Source organism: Curtobacterium sp. MCBA15_008 (assembly GCF_001865065.1).
GTDB lineage: Bacteria > Actinomycetota > Actinomycetes > Actinomycetales > Microbacteriaceae > Curtobacterium.
Genome location: NZ_MJGN01000019.1, coordinates 14,286 through 32,070 on the forward strand (window position 1 = coordinate 14,286; position 17,785 = coordinate 32,070).

Below are 17,785 nucleotides of genomic sequence, written 5' to 3' on the forward strand. Positions count from 1 at the left end.
GTCAGCGTGGCCGGATTGCACACGAGCACCAGGGCCGGCAGGCCGACCGACGTCCGATCGGCGGCCGAAGTCGCGCGCTGACCGCCGTCCTCGTCGCAGGAGTTCTGGTCGTCACGTCCGGTCTCGCCCTCGTCGGCCCGGTCGAACCGGCTCGAGCCGCGGTCGAGGCCGTGAACCCGGTGACCCTCGACCGGCGCGCGAACTCCGGCTTCCTCGTCATCACCGACGGGGACGTCACCGTGGGGCCCGGTGTGGACGAGTCCGAGGGCACCATGGCCGCAGCCGGGACCGTCCGGTTCCGGCAGCCGTACAACGTGGGCGCCGGTGCGACGCCGCCGCCGACGTTCCGCTCGCCCGGCGACGAACGCGACACGTACCTGTACGCCGGTGGCGGCGTGGACTGGGCCGGGAGCACGTCGGTGCTGAACATCGCGAACGGTGGGTACACGAAGCTCGGGGGCAGCCCGACCGCGTGGACGGTGCTGCAGGAGAACCCGAACTCGTACCAGGTCGTCCCGGCGGGCGTGACGGACCCGACGGCGACCCCGCGGATCGGCAGCGACACCGTGCCGCAGACGGCGGCGTCCGTCGCCGACCTCCGGGGCGCCCCGGACATCGCCGGGGCCTTCGCCGCCTACCGTCCGCTGTCGCGAGCGATCGCCGCGTGTCCGGCCACCGAAGCCCTGTACAGCGCGCCGACCGCGACGTCCCCGACGGTGCCACGACCGGTCACGTCTCCCACGCCGCAGGTGTACGTCGACCTCGTCCCGGGCCGGACGAACTTCCTCAGGTTCACGCCGTCCGAGCTCGCGAACATCTCGCAGATCGGGTTGCTCGACGGTCAGGCGCTCTCCGCCTCGACGCCGCTCGTCATCACGGTGACGGGGACCGCCTTCAGCGGGACGTTCCCACGACAGGGGTGGCCGGAGGCCGCCTCGCCGTACGCGCTCTGGAACTTCCCGGAGGCGACCTCGGTGGCGGTCGTCGGGAACACCGCCGAGCTGAACGGCAGTCTGTACGCGCCGAACGCCGCCGTCACCTGGGCGCAGACGCAGAACCTGTCCGGCAACGTCGTCGCCGCGTCGTTCACCCACGGGTCCGACCAGGGGCCGGGAGCGCCTCGGGAGATCCACGACTACGCCTTCGCCGCGCAGGTGGCCTGCGCCGATGCGGCGGCGTCCACCCTGACGCTCCGGAAGGCGGTGGAGGGATCCGACGAGCCACCGTCCTCGTGGACCCTCACGGCCACGTCGTCCGACGGCGACACGACCGTGACCGGACGGTCCGGCGCCGTCGAGGCCGTCAGCGTCGCACCGGGGGAGTACCGGTTGTCGGAGTCGGGGCCGCCGCGCTTCCGCAGCGAGGGCTGGGCGTGCACGGACGGCGAGGCGGTGGTGCCGGTGTCGGACGCCGGCGTGGTGACCGTCCCCGAGGACGCCGACGTCGTCTGCGTCGTCACGAACGTCGCGGAGGGGGTCACCGCCACCGGAACGCTGACGCTCCGGAAGGACGTCGTCGGAGCCCCCACGGGCAACGCTCCGGCGACGGACTGGGTCCTCACCGCGACCGGAGCGACGGAGACCGTCACCGGTCGGAGCGGCGACGAGGCGGTCACGGCACGCTCGGTGCCGGCCGGCACGTACACACTCCGCGAGGACGGACCGACGGAGGGCTTCCGATCCGACGGATGGGACTGCGGGGACGCAGTGGTGTCGGACGGCGACGCCGTGACGGTCGCCGCTGGTGACGACACCACGTGCGTCGTCACCAACACCTTCGTGGTCGACCCGACGCCGACGCCGACGCCGTCACCCGTGCCGACGGACACGCCGAGTGCGTCTGTGGCGCGCGCGGGCGGCGGTGCCGAGCCGACGGGCTGGACGTGGGACGACCAGACGGCTTCCGGCGGACTCGCGTTCACCGGTCCCGCACACCTGCTCGCCGGAGTGGCGCTCGGAGCGGTCGCACTGCTGACCGGCATCGCCCTCGCGACGTGGCAGGCCGTCCACCGACGCCGCCCCGGACGTCGATGAAGCGGGCGGACGTCACACGGGGGAGTCGAGCAACTGCGAAATGAGCACCTCGACGCGCTGCTTGACCTCGTCACGGATCGGTCGGACGTCCTCGATGTCCTTGCCGGCCGGGTCGGTGAGCTCCCAGTCCTCGTAGCGCTTGCCGGGGAAGACCGGGCACGCGTCGCCACAGCCCATCGTGACGACGGCGTCGGCGATCCGGACGGCGTCCGTCGTGAGGACCGTCGGCTGCGTGCCCGCGATGTCGATGCCGTCCTCGGCCATGGCGCGGACCGCCACCGGGTTGATCGCGTCCTTCGGCTCGGAGCCCGCCGAGAGCACCTCGACACGGTCGCCGCCGAGTGCCCGTGCGTACCCGGCCGCCATCTGGGAGCGTCCGGCGTTGTGGACGCAGACGAACAGGATCGTGGCTTTGGCGGTCATGTCGACGAGCATCCCACGTGGAGGGCCGCCCTGACTGGGCGCCCCGGCTCGGAGCGTGGACGACACCGCAGGTCGTCGTCGGCGGCGACCTGTCCGTCCGCGCCGACGACGGGCGGCGCTCCTGCTGGTACCGCGCCGCCGTCGCGCGGGGCGTCGGAAGGATCAGGACTGCCGGGAAGGATCGTCCCGGACCTGAACAGCCGCATCGACGCCGCGTACGAGACGAAGTACGCGGATCGGTCCGCGACACGCTGCGCGCGGACCGGACGGTGACCGGCTGCTCCAGCAGCAGTGGGGGTCGCGATCGCGACCACCTGGCTGACGGGAGGCGCGGTGCCGGCCCGCACCGCGCCTCCCGTCCGTCAGGCGGTCCGGATCCGGACGGCGACCGGTGCCGCCGCGACGGCGCGGCCGCTCCGCGCGGTCACTCGTCGACGCGTGTGACCGAGGCCCCCGGCAGGAGGTGGGCCTCGAGGTACTCGATCGTCGGGGCGGGACGGTCGCCGGGCAGCTCGATGTGGTCGGCGATCAGGCGTGCTGCGTGCCGGGCGATCTCGCGGGTGGGCTGCACGATGACCGTCAGCTTCGGGACGAGGGCCTGGGCGAGCTCGCGACTGTCGAACCCGACCACCGAGATGTCCCGGCCGATGCGCAGTCCGGAGTCGTTGACGGCGGTCACGGCCCCCAGGGTGAGCTCGTAGTTCGCCGTGAACAGCCCGGTGGGACGCGGCCACAGCGCGAGGAGCTCCTGCGCGGCGCGGTACCCGGCGTCGACCGTCAGCGGGACGAGACGCTCCAGGGCGCGATCCGCCGGCGTTCCGTGCGCAGCGAGCGCGCGCTCGAACCCCTCGGTGCGGAGGCGCATCGAGGAGATCGTCGGGTCACCGCCGACGAACCCGATCCGGCGGTGCCCGTGGTCGAGGAGGTGCCGGGCGCCGAGCGCTCCCGCCGCCACGTTGTCGATGAAGACGCCGTCGGCGTCGATGTCATCGATGTGCCAGTCGACCATCACGACCGGCACGCGCGTGGCCGCCGCGCGGAGCGCGGGGACGTCGTGCGGCGCGGTGACCGCGACGATCCCGTCGACCATGCGGTCCATCAGCAGACTGACCGGATCGTCGGCCGGATCGGGGCTCGCGGCCACGATGACGCTGATGCCGCGCGGGCGGAGCGCTTCCTCGACCCCGGCGATGATCGTCAGATGGAAGTCGTTGTCGAGTGCCGGCAGGAGCACGCCGACGGTCCGTGACTGCCGCGAGCGCAGCATCCGGGCGTGCTGGTTGGGGCGGAAGTCGAGCTCGCGCGCCGCGGCCTCGATGGCTTCGCGGTTCGCTGCCAGGACGTTCCGCCCGTTGTAGTACTTGGAGATCGTCGCGAGCGAGAGGCCGGTGGCTCGCTGGATGTCCTTGTACGTCGACACGGCCGTCCTCTCTGGTGTGCTGCTCGCTCCCGGCTCGGTCGCCGGCGCTGCCGACGCCGGGGACTCGCTTCGCTCAGCGTAGAGCAGGGCCGGACCGGTGCGGTCGTGCCGGGCGGTGTGCCTCGGCGTGGGTGCCTTGGTCCACGGTGCGCATCCGACCGGGCGAAACGTTTCGCTTGCCGCTGGTGCGTTGACTTCCGTCGGAAGACCTCCTAGCCTCCTCGGAAGTCGTAACGTTTCGCTCTAGAACTCAAGGAGGAGTTCATGAAGTCACGGTTGAACAACACGAGGCGACGGGGTCGCACCGCCGTCTCCATCGTGGTCGCGGGAGCGCTCACCCTCGGTCTCGCAGCGTGCTCGGGAGGCGCCAGCGCGAGCTCGGGTCTCGACGGCTCCACGCTCAAGATGTACACGTGGATCGGCGGCAAGGCCGACAAGCAGCAGTGGGGCGACTACATCGCCGGTGGCAAGCACGCCGACCCGAAGATGGCGGTGAGCTTCACCGGACCGCCGATCGGCGACTACTACACGAAGCTGCCCACCGTCATGCGGGGCAGCAGCGCCCCCTGCCTGGTGACCTTCCAGAACGGCCGGGTGAACCAGTACGTGCAGGGACTCGAGCCGCTGGACAGCCTGGCGAAGAAGAACGGGCTCGACCTGACGAAGTACAGCTCGGCGATGCTCGACCAGCTGAGCGACGACGGCAAGCTCTACGCCATCCCGTTCAACGCCGGGCCCACGGTGATGTTCTACAACAAGAAGCTCTTCAAGGCCGCAGGGGTGGCTGAACCGACCAACGACTGGACCACCGAGGACTTCATCGCGGCGGCGAAGGCCACCACGAAGGACGGCGTGTACGGTTTCGCGATCCCGCAGGGATCGAACCCGATCAGCACGCTGATGGCCGCCGACGGCCACCCCTACGCCGACGAGAAGGGTCCGAAGCTCGACGACCCGAACTTCCGCGAGGCGCTCCAACTGCTCGTCGACCTGTCGAACAAGTACAAGGTCGCGAAGCCGCTCGAAGCGGCGGCCGGCGGGACGTTCCCGGACATCGACGCCTTCAGCACCGGACAGTCCGCCATGGAGATGCAGGGGCTGTGGGACCTGCAGCACGAGCAGCAGGCACTCGGCAAGGACAACGTCGGCATCGCCGTCATCCCGAGCAAGAGCGGCACCTCGAAGGGGTTCATCGGCGGGTCGGGCTTCGGCATCACGAAGACCTGCGGCGACAAGCAGAAGGCGTTCAAGGCCATCGAGGCGATGACGAGCAAGAGCGGACTCGAGTTCGTCACGAAGTCGCAGGCCTCCGTGCCGGCTCGGCTCGACGCCCTCGACGCCTGGTCCACCAACGCCGGATCGCCGGAGTTCGCCGCGGTGATCAAGCAGATGACCGGTGACGCGACCCCGTCGCCCGTGCCGTCGAACCAGTCGCAGCTCGACACGCTCCTGACCCAGTACGAGGTGAACGCCTTCTCCGGCAAGAGCACGGTGGCCGAGGTCCTGCAGCAGGTGAAGGCCGGGCTCGCGCAATGACGTTCGTGCGTCTGGACCGGGCGGAGGAGGAGGTCTCGGAGGGATCCGTCGACCAGCCCGATCCCCCGAGGGGCCGGCGTCGCCGCCGGCTCCTCGGGGGGCCCCGCTGGGTCGGGTGGGCCTTCGTCCTCCCGGGGCTCATCGGCCTGGCGGTGTTCATCGTCATCCCGCAGGTCGCCTCGCTGGTCCTCGGCTTCTCCGACTCGAGCCTGCTCGGCGGGACCGTGTTCACCGGTACGGAGAACTACCTCCGGCTGCTGCGTGACCCCCAGTTCCTCAACAGCGTGGTCGTCACGGCGATCTTCGTCCTCGTCTACGTGCCGGCGAACATCGCGATCTCGATGGCGATGGCACTCTGGCTGAAGACGCGGATCGCGGGTCGGAACTGGCTCCGCGTGCTCTTCCTGATCCCGGCGCTGTCCCCGATGGTGGCGAACGCCGCGGTCTTCCGGCTGCTGTTCCAGAAGGACGGAGCCGTCAACCAGCTGCTCGCGGGGATCGGCCTCGGACCGATCCCGTGGCTCAGCGACGGGAACTGGGCGCTCGCCACCGTGATCGGCGTCTCGCTGTGGCAGTCGTTCGGCTACAACATGATCGTGCTCGGCGCCGGCATCGACTCGATCAGCCCGGACGTCATCGCAGCGTCGAAGATCGACGGTGCCGGCAGGTTCCGTCGGCTCGTGTCGATCACACTGCCGCTGGTGAGCCCCGCGCTGTTCTTCACCACCGTGCTGACCGTGATCGGCGCCTGGCAGACCTTCGCTCAGGCGTACGTCATCACCGGCGGGGGACCCGGCAACAGCACGATGACGATCATGCTCTACCTCTACCAGACCGCGTTCACGAACAACCAGCTCGGCTACGCGTCGGCCATCGCCACCGTGCTGTTCGTGATCATCGCGATCTTCACACTGTTCCAGCTCTGGGGGCAGAAGAAGTGGGTGCACTATGACTGACCACCAGCTCCCGGTACCGGGTCCGCCTCGACGGCACCGAGGACGAGCGATCGGGTTCGTCGCCAACAGCACGGCGGCGTGGCTCTTCGCCCTCGTGTTCTCGTTCCCGCTGATCTGGACCTTCTTCACCGCTCTGAAGCCGGCCAACGAGGTGTTCGGCGCACGGATCAGCTTCATCGGCTCGAAGGTCCTCTGGTCGAACTTCGTGGACGCGTGGGTCGAGGTCGACTTCGGGCGCCTGCTCCTGAACAGCCTGGTCGTGGCCGCGATCACGACGGTGCTCACCCTCGTCGTCGCGACGATCACGGCGTTCGCGTTCGCGAGGCTCCGGTTCCCGGGCCGCAGCGCGGTCTTCCTGCTGTTCGTCATCACCCTGACCCTGCCCAGCGAGGTCGCGGTCGTACCGCTGTTCCTCGGCTTCGACCAAGCGGGGCTGGCGGACACCTGGGTCGCCCTGATCCTGCCGGGCCTGTTCGGCGCGTTCGGCGCGTTCCTGCTCCGACAGTTCATGCTCCAGATCCCGGCGGAGCTGGAGGAGGCGGCGCGCCTCGACGGAGCCTCCACGTGGCGCATTCTGATCAGCGTGATCGTCCCGCTGGTGCGGCCCGCGCTGTCGGTGCTGTCGATCTTCGCCTTCCTCGGCAGCTGGAACAGCTTCCTCTGGCCGCTGATCATCCTCAACAGCTCGGACAAGTGGACGATCCCGATCGGCATCGCCGGGTTCACCACCCAGACCGGCACGCAGTGGCAACTGCTGATGGCGGCGTGCGTGATGACGATCGCTCCCGTGGTGATCGTGGTCGCTTTCGCGCAGAGACAACTGGTGGCCGCGATCGGCGCGGGCGCCTTCGGTGGCCGATGAGCCCCGACGGACGGAGAACCGTGCACCTCGAACCCCTCGACCCCACGACGCTGCCTGAACCGGTCGACGTGTCGGACAACCGCGCTGCGCTCGCGATGGTGGACGCCGTCATCGCCGCCGGACCGTACGACGCCACCTGGGACTCGCTGTCCGGGTACCGGGCACCGCAGTGGTACCGCGACGCCAAGTTCGGCGTCTTCCTGCACTGGGGAGCGTTCTCGGTCCCCGCGTTCGGCAACGAGTGGTACCCGCGCACCATGTACCGCCGCGGAACACCGACGTTCGAACACCACGTGGCGACCTACGGCCCGCACGATCGTTTCGGGTACAAGGACTTCCTCCCGCACTTCCGCATGGAGCACTTCGACCCGGACGAGTGGGTGGCGCTGTTCAAGCGCGCGGGTGCGCAGTTCGTCGTGCCGGTCGCGGAGCACCACGACGGCTACGCGATGTACGACACGGCGCGCTCACGCTGGAACGTGACCCAGGTGGGGCCGGAGCGCGACGTCATGGGCGACCTGCTCGCGGCGGTCGACCGGTCCTGGTTGGTGACCGGAGCATCCACCCACCGGGCGGAGCACTGGTTCTTCATGAACGGGGGAGCGGAGTTCGACTCCGACGTCCGCGATCCCGCGTTCGCCGACCTGTACGGCCCGGCACTGCGCAAGGAGATGAACCCCACCGAACGGTTCCTGGAGGACTGGCTCCTGCGCACGGTCGAGATCATCGACTCCTACCGGCCGCAGGTGCTCTACTTCGACACCGGGATCGAGGAACCGTCGTTCGAGCCGTACATCCGGCGACTCGCCGCGTACTACTACAACCGGGCCGCCGAGTGGGGGCGCGAAGTCGTCATCAACTCCAAGTGGGACGCGTTCCGCCCTGGATCCGCGGTGCTCGACATCGAGCGCGGCACGATGGGCGGAATCCGGGAAGACGTCTGGCAGAACGACACGTCGGTCTCGCGGACGTCGTGGAGCTGGGTCGACGGGCACGACTACAAGGGCGCTTCCGAACTCATCCAGGAACTCGTCGACGTGGTCGCGAAGAACGGGAACCTGCTCCTGAACATCGGTCCACGCCCGGACGGGACCATCCCGGAGGAAGAGGTCGCGCTGCTGGAGTCGGTCGGCGACTGGTTGGCCGTGCACGGCGAAGCGATCTACGGCTCCAGCCCCTGGGTGGTGTTCGGTGAGGGACCGACATCGCCCGCCGCCGGGTCCTTCACCGACGCGGCGGCGCCCGCCTACACCGCCGAGGACGTCCGCTTCACGCGGATGACCGAGGTCGGTCACGACTACGTGTACGGCATCGGGCTCGTCCGTCCGGCCGACGGCCGCATGCGGATCCGGAGCTTCGGCTCGGGCAGCCCCCTCGTCGACCGACCGATCGTCGACGTCCGGGTCCCGGGCTCGGGGGAGCAGCCGGAGTGGACCCGCACCGAGGACCACCTGGAAGTCGTCCTCCCCGACGCCGAGCGGACCGGTCCCGGCGGCGCCGTGGTGCGGCTCGAGCTCGCGCCGGAGGGTGCTGCTCCGCGCATCGACTTCTTCCACGGCCTGAACATCTAGCGCGCGTCGCCGTCGACGCGTCGCCCTGAACCGAATCGGAGAACACCACATGACCAACACCGACAGCGTCCCGACTCGGCGACTCGCGAGCGGGGCGGAGATGCCCGCGATCGGGGTGGGCACGTTCGGGTCCGACCACTACCGGGCGGAGGACGTGGCCGCGGCGGTCGGCGGCGCGATCCGGGCCGGGTACCGCTTGATCGACTGCGCGTCGGTCTACGGCAACGAGGCGGAGGTCGGTGCGGTCCTCGAGGCAGCGATCGACGAGGGTGTGCCGCGCCACGAGCTCTTCGTCATGTCGAAGGTGTGGAACGACGCCCACGAGCCGGACGCTGCGGTCGCCTCGGTCCGACAGTCCCTGCGCGACCTCCGGCTCGACGTGCTCGACGCGGTGTTCGTGCACTGGCCGTTCCCGAACCACCATGCCCCGTTCGCCGACGCCGCCGACCGCGACGCCGACGCACGCCCGTACGTCCACGAGGAGTACATGGCCCTGTGGCACGCGTTGGAGGGTCTCGTCGACGAGGGGGTCGTGCGCCACCTCGGGACCTCGAACGTCACCATCCCGAAGCTGACGGCGATCCTCGCCGATGCGCGGATCCGTCCGGCGTTGAACGAGATGGAGCTGCACCCTTGCTTCCAGCAGCCCGAGCTGTTCCGGTTCTGTCTCGACCGCGGGATCCAGCCCGTCGGCTACTCCCCGCTCGGCTCGCCGTCGCGCCCCGAGCGCGACCGGATCGTCTCGGACGTGTCCGACATGGAGCACCCCGTGGTGGTGTCGATCGCCCGCGCCCACGGGGTCCACCCGGCGCTCGTCTGCCTGAAGTGGGCGGTGCAGCGCGGCCAGGTGCCGATCCCGTTCTCGGTGAAGGAGCCGCAGTTCGTCGCGAACCTCCGGGCCGTGACGGAGGACCCGCTGACGCCCGCCGAACTCGAGTCGCTGCGGTCGGCGGAACAGAACAACCGTCTCATCAAGGGGCAGGTGTTCCTGTGGCCAGGGGCCGACAGCTGGCTCGACCTGTGGGACGTCGACGGCACCATCCCCGGCTGGGACGGGTACGCGGCCGACCGTACCGCAGCGGGCGTGACCGCATGATCACGGGGCCACTCGTGCACCCGCCGCTCCTCGAGGCACTCGCCTCGTCCGGTCACGGGTCCGGGGTGCTCATCGCCGACGGCAACTACCCGTACCTGACCGCCACCGGACGGGGCGTGCGCCTGATCCACCTCAACCTCCGCCCCGGGCTGCTCGACGTGACGACCGTGCTCGACGCCGTCCTCACCGTCGTGAACGTCGAGTCGGCGACCGTCATGCAGACCCCCGACGGCGTCGCTGCCCCGGCGCAGGACGACTACGCACGGCTGCTGGGCGGCGACGTCCCCGTGGAGAAGGTCGACCGGTTCGCGTTCTACGACCGGGTGCGCTCCCCGGACGTCGGCGTCGTGATCGCGACCGGGGACGAACGGCTGTACGGCAACCTCCTCGTGACCGTCGGTCTGCGGTGACGCACGTGGACCGCGACGACACGACGGTGCAGTCGGCGACCGAGTGGAACGACCCGGCCGTCCACCAGTGGGGGAGCGAGGCCGCCCACTCCACGCTCGTCAGCCACGACTCCCTGGCAGCGGCGGTCCACGCCGACCGCACGGCGTCGCCGTTCCGAGCCAGCCTCGACGGCGACTGGAGGTTCCGGTGGTCGCCGGACCCGGCATCGCGGCTCCCGGGGTTCGCCGGCGCGCACGTCGACGATTCGCAGTGGGACCTGCTGCCGGTGCCGTCCAGCTGGCAACTGCACGGGTACGACTTCCCGATCGGCACCAACACGGTCCTCCCGTGGACGGGGAGGAACGGCGGTGACGAACAACCCGATCCCACCGGCGACTACCCGCACGCGCCGACGCGCTACAACCCGGTCGGGCAGTACCGCACGAGCTTCGAGCTCCCGGACGACTGGGCGGGCCGGCACACGTTCGTCCAGTTCGAGGGCGTGGAGTCCGCCTACTCCGTCTGGGTCAACGGCCACCGGATCGGGTACCGCGAGGACAGCTACACCCGCGGGGAGTTCGACCTGACCCCGCACGTCGTGAGCGGCCACAACCTGCTGGCGGTCGAGGTCCACCGGTGGTCGACCGGGTCCTACCTGGAGAACCAGGACAACGTGCGGCTCTCGGGCATCTTCCGCAGCGTCCTCCTGGTCTCCCGCCCGGCCGTCTCCATCCGGGACTTCACGGTCCGGACCCCGCTCACCGACGACTTCTCCGACGCGGCCCTCGAGCTGCGCGTCGACGTGCGCGACCGCTCCGGCGCACGGTCCGCGGCCGACCACCACGTCCGGGCGACGCTCGTGGACGGGACGGACGCGCAGGACGTCCACGCGTGGTGCCGGTCCACGCCGGTGGAGACGGACACCGATGGCCTGGACGGGACGGCGGCCCTGCGCGAGCCGGTGGCGTCGCCGCGGCTCTGGTCCGCCGAACGACCGGAGTTGTACACGCTGGTCGTCGAGCTCTGCCGCACGGACGGGTCGGTCGTCGATCGGGTGTCCACCCGCGTCGGCTTCCGTCGGGTCGAGATCGTGGACGGCGTCTTCCGGATCAACGGTCGGGCGCTCTCCCTCCGTGGCGTCAACCGCCACGAGTGGAGTCCGCGGACGGGCCGGACCCTCAGCATGGCCGACATGACCGCCGACATCGTGCTGATGAAGCAGCACAACATCAACGCCGTCCGCACCTCGCACTACCCGAACGACCCGCGGTGGTACGAACTCGCGGACGAGTACGGGCTGTACGTGTTCGACGAGGCGAACAACGAGACGCACATCAACCGGATCGACGCCGCCGGACGGCCCAACATCCCGGGGGACCGACCGGAACTCCTGGCGCCGCTGCTCTGGCGGATGCGGAACGTGGTCGACCGCGACAAGAACCACGCGTGCGTGATCGCCTGGTCCATCGGGAACGAATCGGGGGTCGGCTCGAACCTCCGGGCGATGTACGACTGGGCGAAGCAGGCCGACCCCACGCGACCCGTCAGCTACCAGGACTCGACCGGCTCCGGCTCGCCGATCGTCCCCTCGGACACCTCCGACTTCGACGGGGACTTCTACCCGCCGGTGGCCGAGTTGCCGCACCGTGCGGCACGTGACCCCCGGCCCTACCTGCTCGTCGAGTACGCGTTCAGCCAGGGGAACACCTCCGGCTACCTCGACGAACACTGGGCAGCCGTCCGCGCCGACCCCGGTCGGTTCCTCGGCGGCTTCCTCTGGGACTGGGCGGACAAGGGGCTCTGGTGGCCCGTGCCCGGTCGGCCCGGTGCGGAACGCCTCGCCTACGGCGGCGACTGGGGCGACGAGCCGAACGACGAGGGCGCGCACATGAGCGGCCTGCTGCTCGCCGACCGCACCCCGACGCCGAAGCTCGAGGAAGCCAAGCTGGCCTACCAGCCGGTGACGATCGCCCTGCTGGACGCCGTCACCTGGACCACGAGGATCACGAACGAGTACCTGTTCACGAGCCTGGACGGCCACCGACTGGAGTGGGCCGTCACCGAGGACGGCGTCGCCGTGTCCAGCGGATCGGTCGGTGGCCGCGAGCTCGCGATCGGACCGTCGCAGACCGCGGAGGTCGTCCTGCCGGCGTCGCTGCCCGAGCCACTCCGTGCCGGTGCCGAGTACCGGTTGGACCTGTCGGTCGTCCTCGATGCCCCGACGTCCTGGGCGGAGTCCGGGCACGTCGTCGCGCGAGCGCAGTTCGCCCTGCCCGTCGTCACGCCCGCCCTCCAGATCCCCGGGGTCGAGGAACTGCCAGCTCCGCGGGTCCGTGCCACCGGATCGGGCATCGAGGTGGTCGGTGACGACTTCGCGGTGCGGATCGACGCTGCCACCGGGCGGCTCACGTCGCTGCGCCACGACGACCGCGAGGTCCTGGCGAGCGACCTGATGCCGAACTACTGGCGCGCACCGAACGACCCGGAACGATCGATCCCCGAGTTCCGGGGGACCCTGCCCGAGCCGTCCGGTCCCTGGCGCGGTGTCGGCGAGCACTGGGCCATCAGCGGGATCGAGACGTCGTCCGACCGGGGGAGTGTCCGCGTCGCCGTCCACGGGAGCGTCACCACGGCGATCCCGTTCCGACCCGACGACCGCATCACGACGTCGCCGCAGTCCATCGTCTACACGATCCACGGCGACGGGCAGGTCGACGTGCTCTCGACGTTCGAGCCGGTGCCGGGCACACCCAACCCGCAGGTCGTCGGGACGACGTTCGGCCTCCGACCCGAGTTCGCGCACCTCGAGTGGTACGGCCGTGGTCCGTGGGAGTCGACCGCGGACCGGCGCAGCTCCGCGTTCTTCGGTCGGTACTCCGGTCCGGTCGCAGACCAGGCCACCCGCTACAGCAGACCGCAGGACAGCGCGAACACGGCCGACACCCGCTGGGCAGCGCTCACGGACGATGCTGGCAGGGGAGAGCTGCTGGTGGCACGGGGGAGCATGTACCTCAACGTCCAGCAGCACGGTCCGGACGAGCTGAGCGATCGTCGGCACTGGGACGAGGTGCCGGAGTCGTGGCGGACGGTCGTCCGGGTGGATGCCGCGCAGGAGGGCGTCCAGGGTGGCAACTGGGATCAGCTCACGCGCCCGGAGCGGTACAGCAACACCCCGGCGAAGGCCCCGTACCAGGTGCTGTACCGCATCCTCCCGCTCCGCAACGGGGAGGACCCGGCAGCCGTGGCGAGGACGTGCCGGGAGTCCGACCGGACGGGGGCCAGCTGAGACGTCGAGGGACCGGTCACGCCCGGCTGGGTCACCACGCCAGACCCGTCCTGTGAACTCGAACTGACATAATATGCATTATCGGCGCTCGACGCGAACGGATTCCGAGTTCAGATGCGTATATCTCTCTGAGTGATAAATAATACTCGCTGTTGTAAGGCATTGTAGATATGGAATGCCTCCTCCTATGCTCGGTGTCCATGGGACCCCTGTTGGGTCCCGCTGCACAAGACGCTTGCGAGAACTGGAGAACCATGCGATTCCCGAGCAGAGTGCGCTCGATTGCCTCGATACTCGCCGCCCTTGGCATCGTCGTCGGCCTCGTCACCCCGGTCAGCCCGGCCCTGGCGATCGAGTCAGAAGAGCCCCCCGGCACAGTGGCATCCGAGACGAAGGACATCTCCGTCGAGCGACAGGACAACTCTCCGGCCGGGGCGATGTCTGGAGCCCGAGAGTCGGAAACGAAGCAGACGGCCACCCCGAGCGTCGAACCAGAGCCCACGCCGAATGCTGGCAGGGACGCCGAGTCGCCTGCCGCATCGCAGAGCACGATCGGCCTCAAGGTCGACGTCACGAAGGACGGCAACGGACCGTTCACGCGCACCGACGAGCCCGGCGGCGACAGCAGTGCCGAGAACGGCATCGTCCGGACCATGGACGCGATCACCTACCGTGTGTCCCTCAACTCGAACAACGGCCCGAGCGCCAACGAGCGCTTCACCGTGCGCTCCCCCGCGGGGACGACGTGGGCCGGTGTGCCGAGTGTCTGCAGCGGTGGGGGTTCCGGGATCAGCGGGGCTTCGTTGACGTGCAACATCGGCACGCTCAACGAGGGCCACACGGTGGCGGTCCCGATCGTCCTCGACGTCTCCGGCGACCTGAAGAACGGCGACGGCCTGGACATCCAGGTGACCGCCACCGCGGACGACACCGCGAACGGACCGGTCTCGATGACGTCCAACACGACCGCTGTCTCCGCCGCCGCCCGCTACAACCTCAGCAAGGACGTCCACGCATCCATCCTCGAGACCGGGATCACCGGTCCGGACGGAACGACGAAGGGGCTGCAGCTGATCTACCCGATCGCCGTCGATTGGCAGCCGGTCGAAGCTGGACAAGGGCTCCTGGGGTTCGAGAAGGCCGCTGGCTCGATGACGTTCACCGATGACGTCTCCAGGATCCTCGGTTCCGTGCCGTCGAACGCCGTGCTCTGGAACGGTGGGAACCCGGTCTGCGGACCGAACGAGTCGAGCGACTGGCGGATGGGTGGACTCCCTGGCGGACGAGGAGGGGGGTCACAGGCCGTCACCGACTCTGGGACGTTCGTCTGCGATCAGTCGGGTCCCGGCCAGGACATCGATGTCTCGCTCGACGGCACGGTCACCGATCCGACCCACATCCCGTCGAAGAGCGTCACGAACGGCCCGATCGTCGGGGGTACGAAGTACTACTTCGTCAGCGGCTTCATCAGCCTGTGGATGCCGAACCCACCGGTGGAGACCTCGGTCGAATCGATCAACACGTACACACCTCTCCTCACCAGCTCTGCCAGCGGTTCGCCGAACTTCCCTGACAGCCACGAGCCCACGGTCGACAACTCGGCACGGCGCAACCTGGCCGAGTACGCACCCGGCGGCGCGAAGAAACGACTCTTCCGCGCCATCGACAACGGGCGGATCACGGAGCCCGGTTCAGCACGACAGGGCGATCCGTGGACCACTGCAGGCTCGCTGCTCCGCAGCGAGGTCGACGCGTGGAACCACGGCATCTCCACCTACGAGAACGTGATCGTCTGCGACACGTTCGACCGCGACACGCAGCGCTTGACCCGAGCCGAGAGCAGGAACGTCGCCGCGTCGACCAAGGGGATCGACGAGGCACACATCCAGTACGCCGCGTACCGGATGACGTCGCCGACCGCCGGGCAACACGCCACCTGCGACGACGAGGACGGACCCTGGTACGACCAACCCGAGGACGTCCCTGGCGGGATCGACGCTGTCGGCGCCGTGCGAGCCACCGGCGACATCGCGGGCGGCGCCGACGCCGCCCTGTACAGCTACGTCACCACGGAGGACGCCGCGGACGGAACGCGTGCGTACGACTTCGGACACGTCTGGTTCGGCGATCGTGAACAGCAGTGGAGGCACGACATCTGGTCCGATGCCGACCTCGGAGCCGGTCCGCTCTCGGACAGCGTCATCATCACCGAGAACCTTGCGCGGATCCAGAAGAAGATCATCGACCCCGGGTTCCAGGCGGAGGACACCCCCGACAAGACCAGCTTCGCCGTCGCGGGCAACACAGTCGACTACGCCCTGTACCCCTCGCTCACGAACGGCCACACAACCGGGAAGCAGACCAGCGTCACCGTGCGCGACGTCCTCCCCCGTCATGCGACCTACGTCGCCGGCAGCGCGTCTCGTGTTCCAGCGATCGACATCACGGAAGACGAGCACGGAAACGATGTGCAACGCCTCACCTGGACGCTGCACGTGAAGCCGAACGTCGCCCTCGACCCGATCACCTACACCGCCACGGTCTCGAGGCTCACACCGGAAGGTGCGATCACCAACGTGGCCGACATCGCCTCGCCCACCGACAAGTCCGATGCTGAGTTCCGCGATGCTGCACGCGCGGTGCAGGTCGTCACGACCGGTGGCGTCGGAGTGCAGAAGACCCCTGTCCGCCCGGTCGTCGTCTCCGGAGACCTCCTCGAGTGGACCCTCGGCTACACGAACACCGACGCCAGCCCGATCGACGGCATCGACGTGATCGACGTCCTCCCCTACCGCGGTGACACCCGGAACTCCGCCTTCCACGGCTCCGCCGGTCTGGCGAAACCCGTTGCGGTCGATGCGGACGCCCACGAGCGGGTGCTCTACACGAAGCGCACGCCGGCAGAGGTCGTCATCGACGCCGGCGACCCGTCGAACACATCAGGAGGCACGACGCGCTGGTGCAGCGAAGGCCAACTCGGTACCGAAGCCTGCCCGAAGCAGCTGTCGAACGTGACCGCCATCCGCATCCTCCGGAGCGCCCCCGTCGGCGTGGGAGAGACCATCCTGCACAGAGTGGCAGTCGCGACGACGGGCCAGCGCGACGGCGACCGGTACACGAACCGGTTCGGCCTGCGCGCCTCGAACCTCGCCCTGCCCGTCCGGTCGAACCCGGCCGCCATCACCGTCGTCGCCGGATCCATCGGTGACCAGGTGTGGTCCGACGAGAACGGCAACGGCATCCAGGACGACGCCGAACCCGGGATGTCGGGCATCGCGGTCCGACTCGACGGCACCGACGACCGCGGCGACCCCGTTGCTCGCGACACCACGACGACGGACACCGGGAGGTACGAGTTCGACGGGCTGCGCCCCGGCACCTACACGGTGCGCTGGACCGCCCCTGACGGGCGGGAGTTCACGAAGGAGCACGTCGGTCACGAGCCTGCCCGCGACTCGGACGCGGACGGGGAGGGTGCGACCGGCATGATCGAGGTCGCGGCGATCCGCACCGACGAAGGTCAGCTCGAACGCGTGGAGCGGAACGACACCGTCGACGCGGGAGTCCTGCCGGGTTCGGTGCGACCGATCGTCCCGCCCGTGGGTCCGGCGGGCCCCGGGGTCACCGATCCGTCAGCCACGTCGAACGCATCCACAGACGGCGGAGACACCTCGAAGCCGGGAGCGCCGCACCGCACGAGTTCTGCACGTGAGCTGGCGTTCACCGGCTCGGCGGGCATCGGAGTGCCCGCCAGTGCTGCAGTGCTCCTGGTCCTCGGAGGTGGATTCCTCCTGTTCCGCCGACGGATCCGCACCGCAGAACGGCGCTGAATTGCGCTGGACCGCGGTGTCACCACGCCGTCGCGGTCCAGCCCGGCCGCCGTTCGGCAGACCGAGCAGACCTGACGGACGCCGACGCTGTTCAGGCCGCTCAGGACTCCGCGTCGGCGCCCGGGTCCGCACCGTCGGTCGGCACGTCGTCCGCGTCGATCTCGAGTGCGGCCTGTTCGTCGTCGCGCTCCTCGAGGACCTCGCGGTCCGTGTCGGGCTGCTCGGGCGCTTCGGCCTGGGTGGTCTCTTCCGAGGGGTCGGGCTGGCTGTAGCTCATGCGCGGGACGTTACGCGCGGCGACCTGAGCGGGCGTCCGGCGGTCCGGTGGACGCACCGATGACGGACTGGAGGCGCGTGGCGATGCCGCCACGCGCCTCCAGTC

12 protein-coding genes are annotated in these 17,785 nt (G+C 69.6%); 9 read left to right on the top strand and 3 right to left on the bottom strand.

Annotated elements, in window-relative coordinates; all coding sequences use genetic code 11:
* Positions 1 to 170: 170 nt before the first annotated feature.
* Entirely contained in the window at positions 171 to 2,033 is a 1,863-nt protein-coding gene (locus tag BIU96_RS09630; protein ID WP_071292399.1) for a collagen-binding domain-containing protein, read from the top strand.
* Between the two features lie 12 nt (positions 2,034 to 2,045).
* Here BIU96_RS09630 and BIU96_RS09635 read toward each other — a convergent pair whose 3' ends face one another.
* Positions 2,046 to 2,456, bottom strand: coding sequence for an arsenate reductase ArsC (locus BIU96_RS09635; RefSeq protein WP_071292426.1), 411 nt, complete (start codon positions 2,454 to 2,456; stop codon positions 2,046 to 2,048).
* A gap of 424 nt (positions 2,457 to 2,880) precedes the next feature.
* Complete coding sequence (locus tag BIU96_RS09640) at positions 2,881 to 3,876, bottom strand: LacI family DNA-binding transcriptional regulator (RefSeq protein WP_071292400.1); 996 nt, start codon at positions 3,874 to 3,876, stop codon at positions 2,881 to 2,883.
* A 264-nt stretch (positions 3,877 to 4,140) separates the two neighbouring features.
* On the opposite strand from BIU96_RS09640, the gene BIU96_RS09645 reads away from it, so the two are divergent.
* The 8 genes from BIU96_RS09645 to BIU96_RS09680 all read left to right on the top strand — a co-directional run bounded on the left by BIU96_RS09645 (position 4,141) and on the right by BIU96_RS09680 (position 17,403).
* Positions 4,141 to 5,412, top strand: a complete 1,272-nt coding sequence (locus BIU96_RS09645) for an ABC transporter substrate-binding protein (RefSeq protein WP_071292401.1) — start codon at positions 4,141 to 4,143, stop codon at positions 5,410 to 5,412.
* Positions 5,409 to 6,368: a carbohydrate ABC transporter permease gene (locus tag BIU96_RS09650; protein ID WP_071292402.1), complete on the top strand. Its 960-nt coding sequence runs from the start codon at positions 5,409 to 5,411 to the stop codon at positions 6,366 to 6,368. The genes BIU96_RS09645 and BIU96_RS09650 overlap by 4 nt, the downstream gene beginning before the upstream one ends.
* The gene (locus BIU96_RS09655) at positions 6,361 to 7,230 is read left to right on the top strand and encodes a carbohydrate ABC transporter permease (RefSeq protein ID WP_071292403.1); all 870 of its coding nucleotides are present in this window, start codon (positions 6,361 to 6,363) and stop codon (positions 7,228 to 7,230) included. Before BIU96_RS09650 ends, BIU96_RS09655 begins: the two co-directional genes overlap by 8 nt.
* Before the next feature lie 20 nt (positions 7,231 to 7,250).
* Positions 7,251 to 8,801 carry an alpha-L-fucosidase gene (locus tag BIU96_RS09660; protein WP_071292404.1) on the top strand — a complete coding sequence of 517 codons (1,551 nt, stop codon included), beginning with the start codon at positions 7,251 to 7,253 and terminating at the stop codon, positions 8,799 to 8,801.
* A gap of 49 nt (positions 8,802 to 8,850) precedes the next feature.
* Complete coding sequence (locus BIU96_RS09665) at positions 8,851 to 9,897, top strand: aldo/keto reductase (protein WP_071292405.1); 1,047 nt, start codon at positions 8,851 to 8,853, stop codon at positions 9,895 to 9,897.
* Positions 9,894 to 10,307 carry an RbsD/FucU family protein gene (locus tag BIU96_RS09670; RefSeq protein WP_071292406.1) on the top strand — a complete coding sequence of 138 codons (414 nt, stop codon included), beginning with the start codon at positions 9,894 to 9,896 and terminating at the stop codon, positions 10,305 to 10,307. The genes BIU96_RS09665 and BIU96_RS09670 overlap by 4 nt, the downstream gene beginning before the upstream one ends.
* A 5-nt stretch (positions 10,308 to 10,312) precedes the next feature.
* Complete coding sequence (locus BIU96_RS09675; RefSeq protein WP_175477503.1) at positions 10,313 to 13,573, top strand: glycoside hydrolase family 2 TIM barrel-domain containing protein; 3,261 nt, start codon at positions 10,313 to 10,315, stop codon at positions 13,571 to 13,573.
* A 377-nt stretch (positions 13,574 to 13,950) separates the two neighbouring features.
* On the top strand, positions 13,951 to 17,403 hold the full coding sequence (locus tag BIU96_RS09680) for an SdrD B-like domain-containing protein (RefSeq protein WP_071292408.1): 3,453 nt from the start codon (positions 13,951 to 13,953) through the stop codon (positions 17,401 to 17,403).
* 100 nt (positions 17,404 to 17,503) lie between these two features.
* Here BIU96_RS09680 and BIU96_RS19815 read toward each other — a convergent pair whose 3' ends face one another.
* Positions 17,504 to 17,680, bottom strand: coding sequence for a hypothetical protein (locus BIU96_RS19815; RefSeq protein WP_175477504.1), 177 nt, complete (start codon positions 17,678 to 17,680; stop codon positions 17,504 to 17,506).
* Between the last annotated feature and the right edge of the window lie 105 nt (positions 17,681 to 17,785).

Excerpts from the sequence above, each read along its gene's own strand:
- BIU96_RS09635 (WP_071292426.1), bottom strand. The coding sequence starts at position 2,456 with ATGACCGCCAAAGCCACGATCCTGTTCGTCTGCGTCCACAACGCCGGA.
- BIU96_RS09645 (WP_071292401.1), top strand. The coding sequence starts at position 4,141 with ATGAAGTCACGGTTGAACAACACGAGGCGACGGGGTCGCACCGCCGTC.
- BIU96_RS09650 (WP_071292402.1), top strand. The coding sequence starts at position 5,409 with ATGACGTTCGTGCGTCTGGACCGGGCGGAGGAGGAGGTCTCGGAGGGA.
- BIU96_RS09655 (WP_071292403.1), top strand. The coding sequence starts at position 6,361 with ATGACTGACCACCAGCTCCCGGTACCGGGTCCGCCTCGACGGCACCGA.
- BIU96_RS09665 (WP_071292405.1), top strand. The coding sequence starts at position 8,851 with ATGACCAACACCGACAGCGTCCCGACTCGGCGACTCGCGAGCGGGGCG.
- BIU96_RS09670 (WP_071292406.1), top strand. The coding sequence starts at position 9,894 with ATGATCACGGGGCCACTCGTGCACCCGCCGCTCCTCGAGGCACTCGCC.
- BIU96_RS19815 (WP_175477504.1), bottom strand. The coding sequence starts at position 17,680 with ATGAGCTACAGCCAGCCCGACCCCTCGGAAGAGACCACCCAGGCCGAA.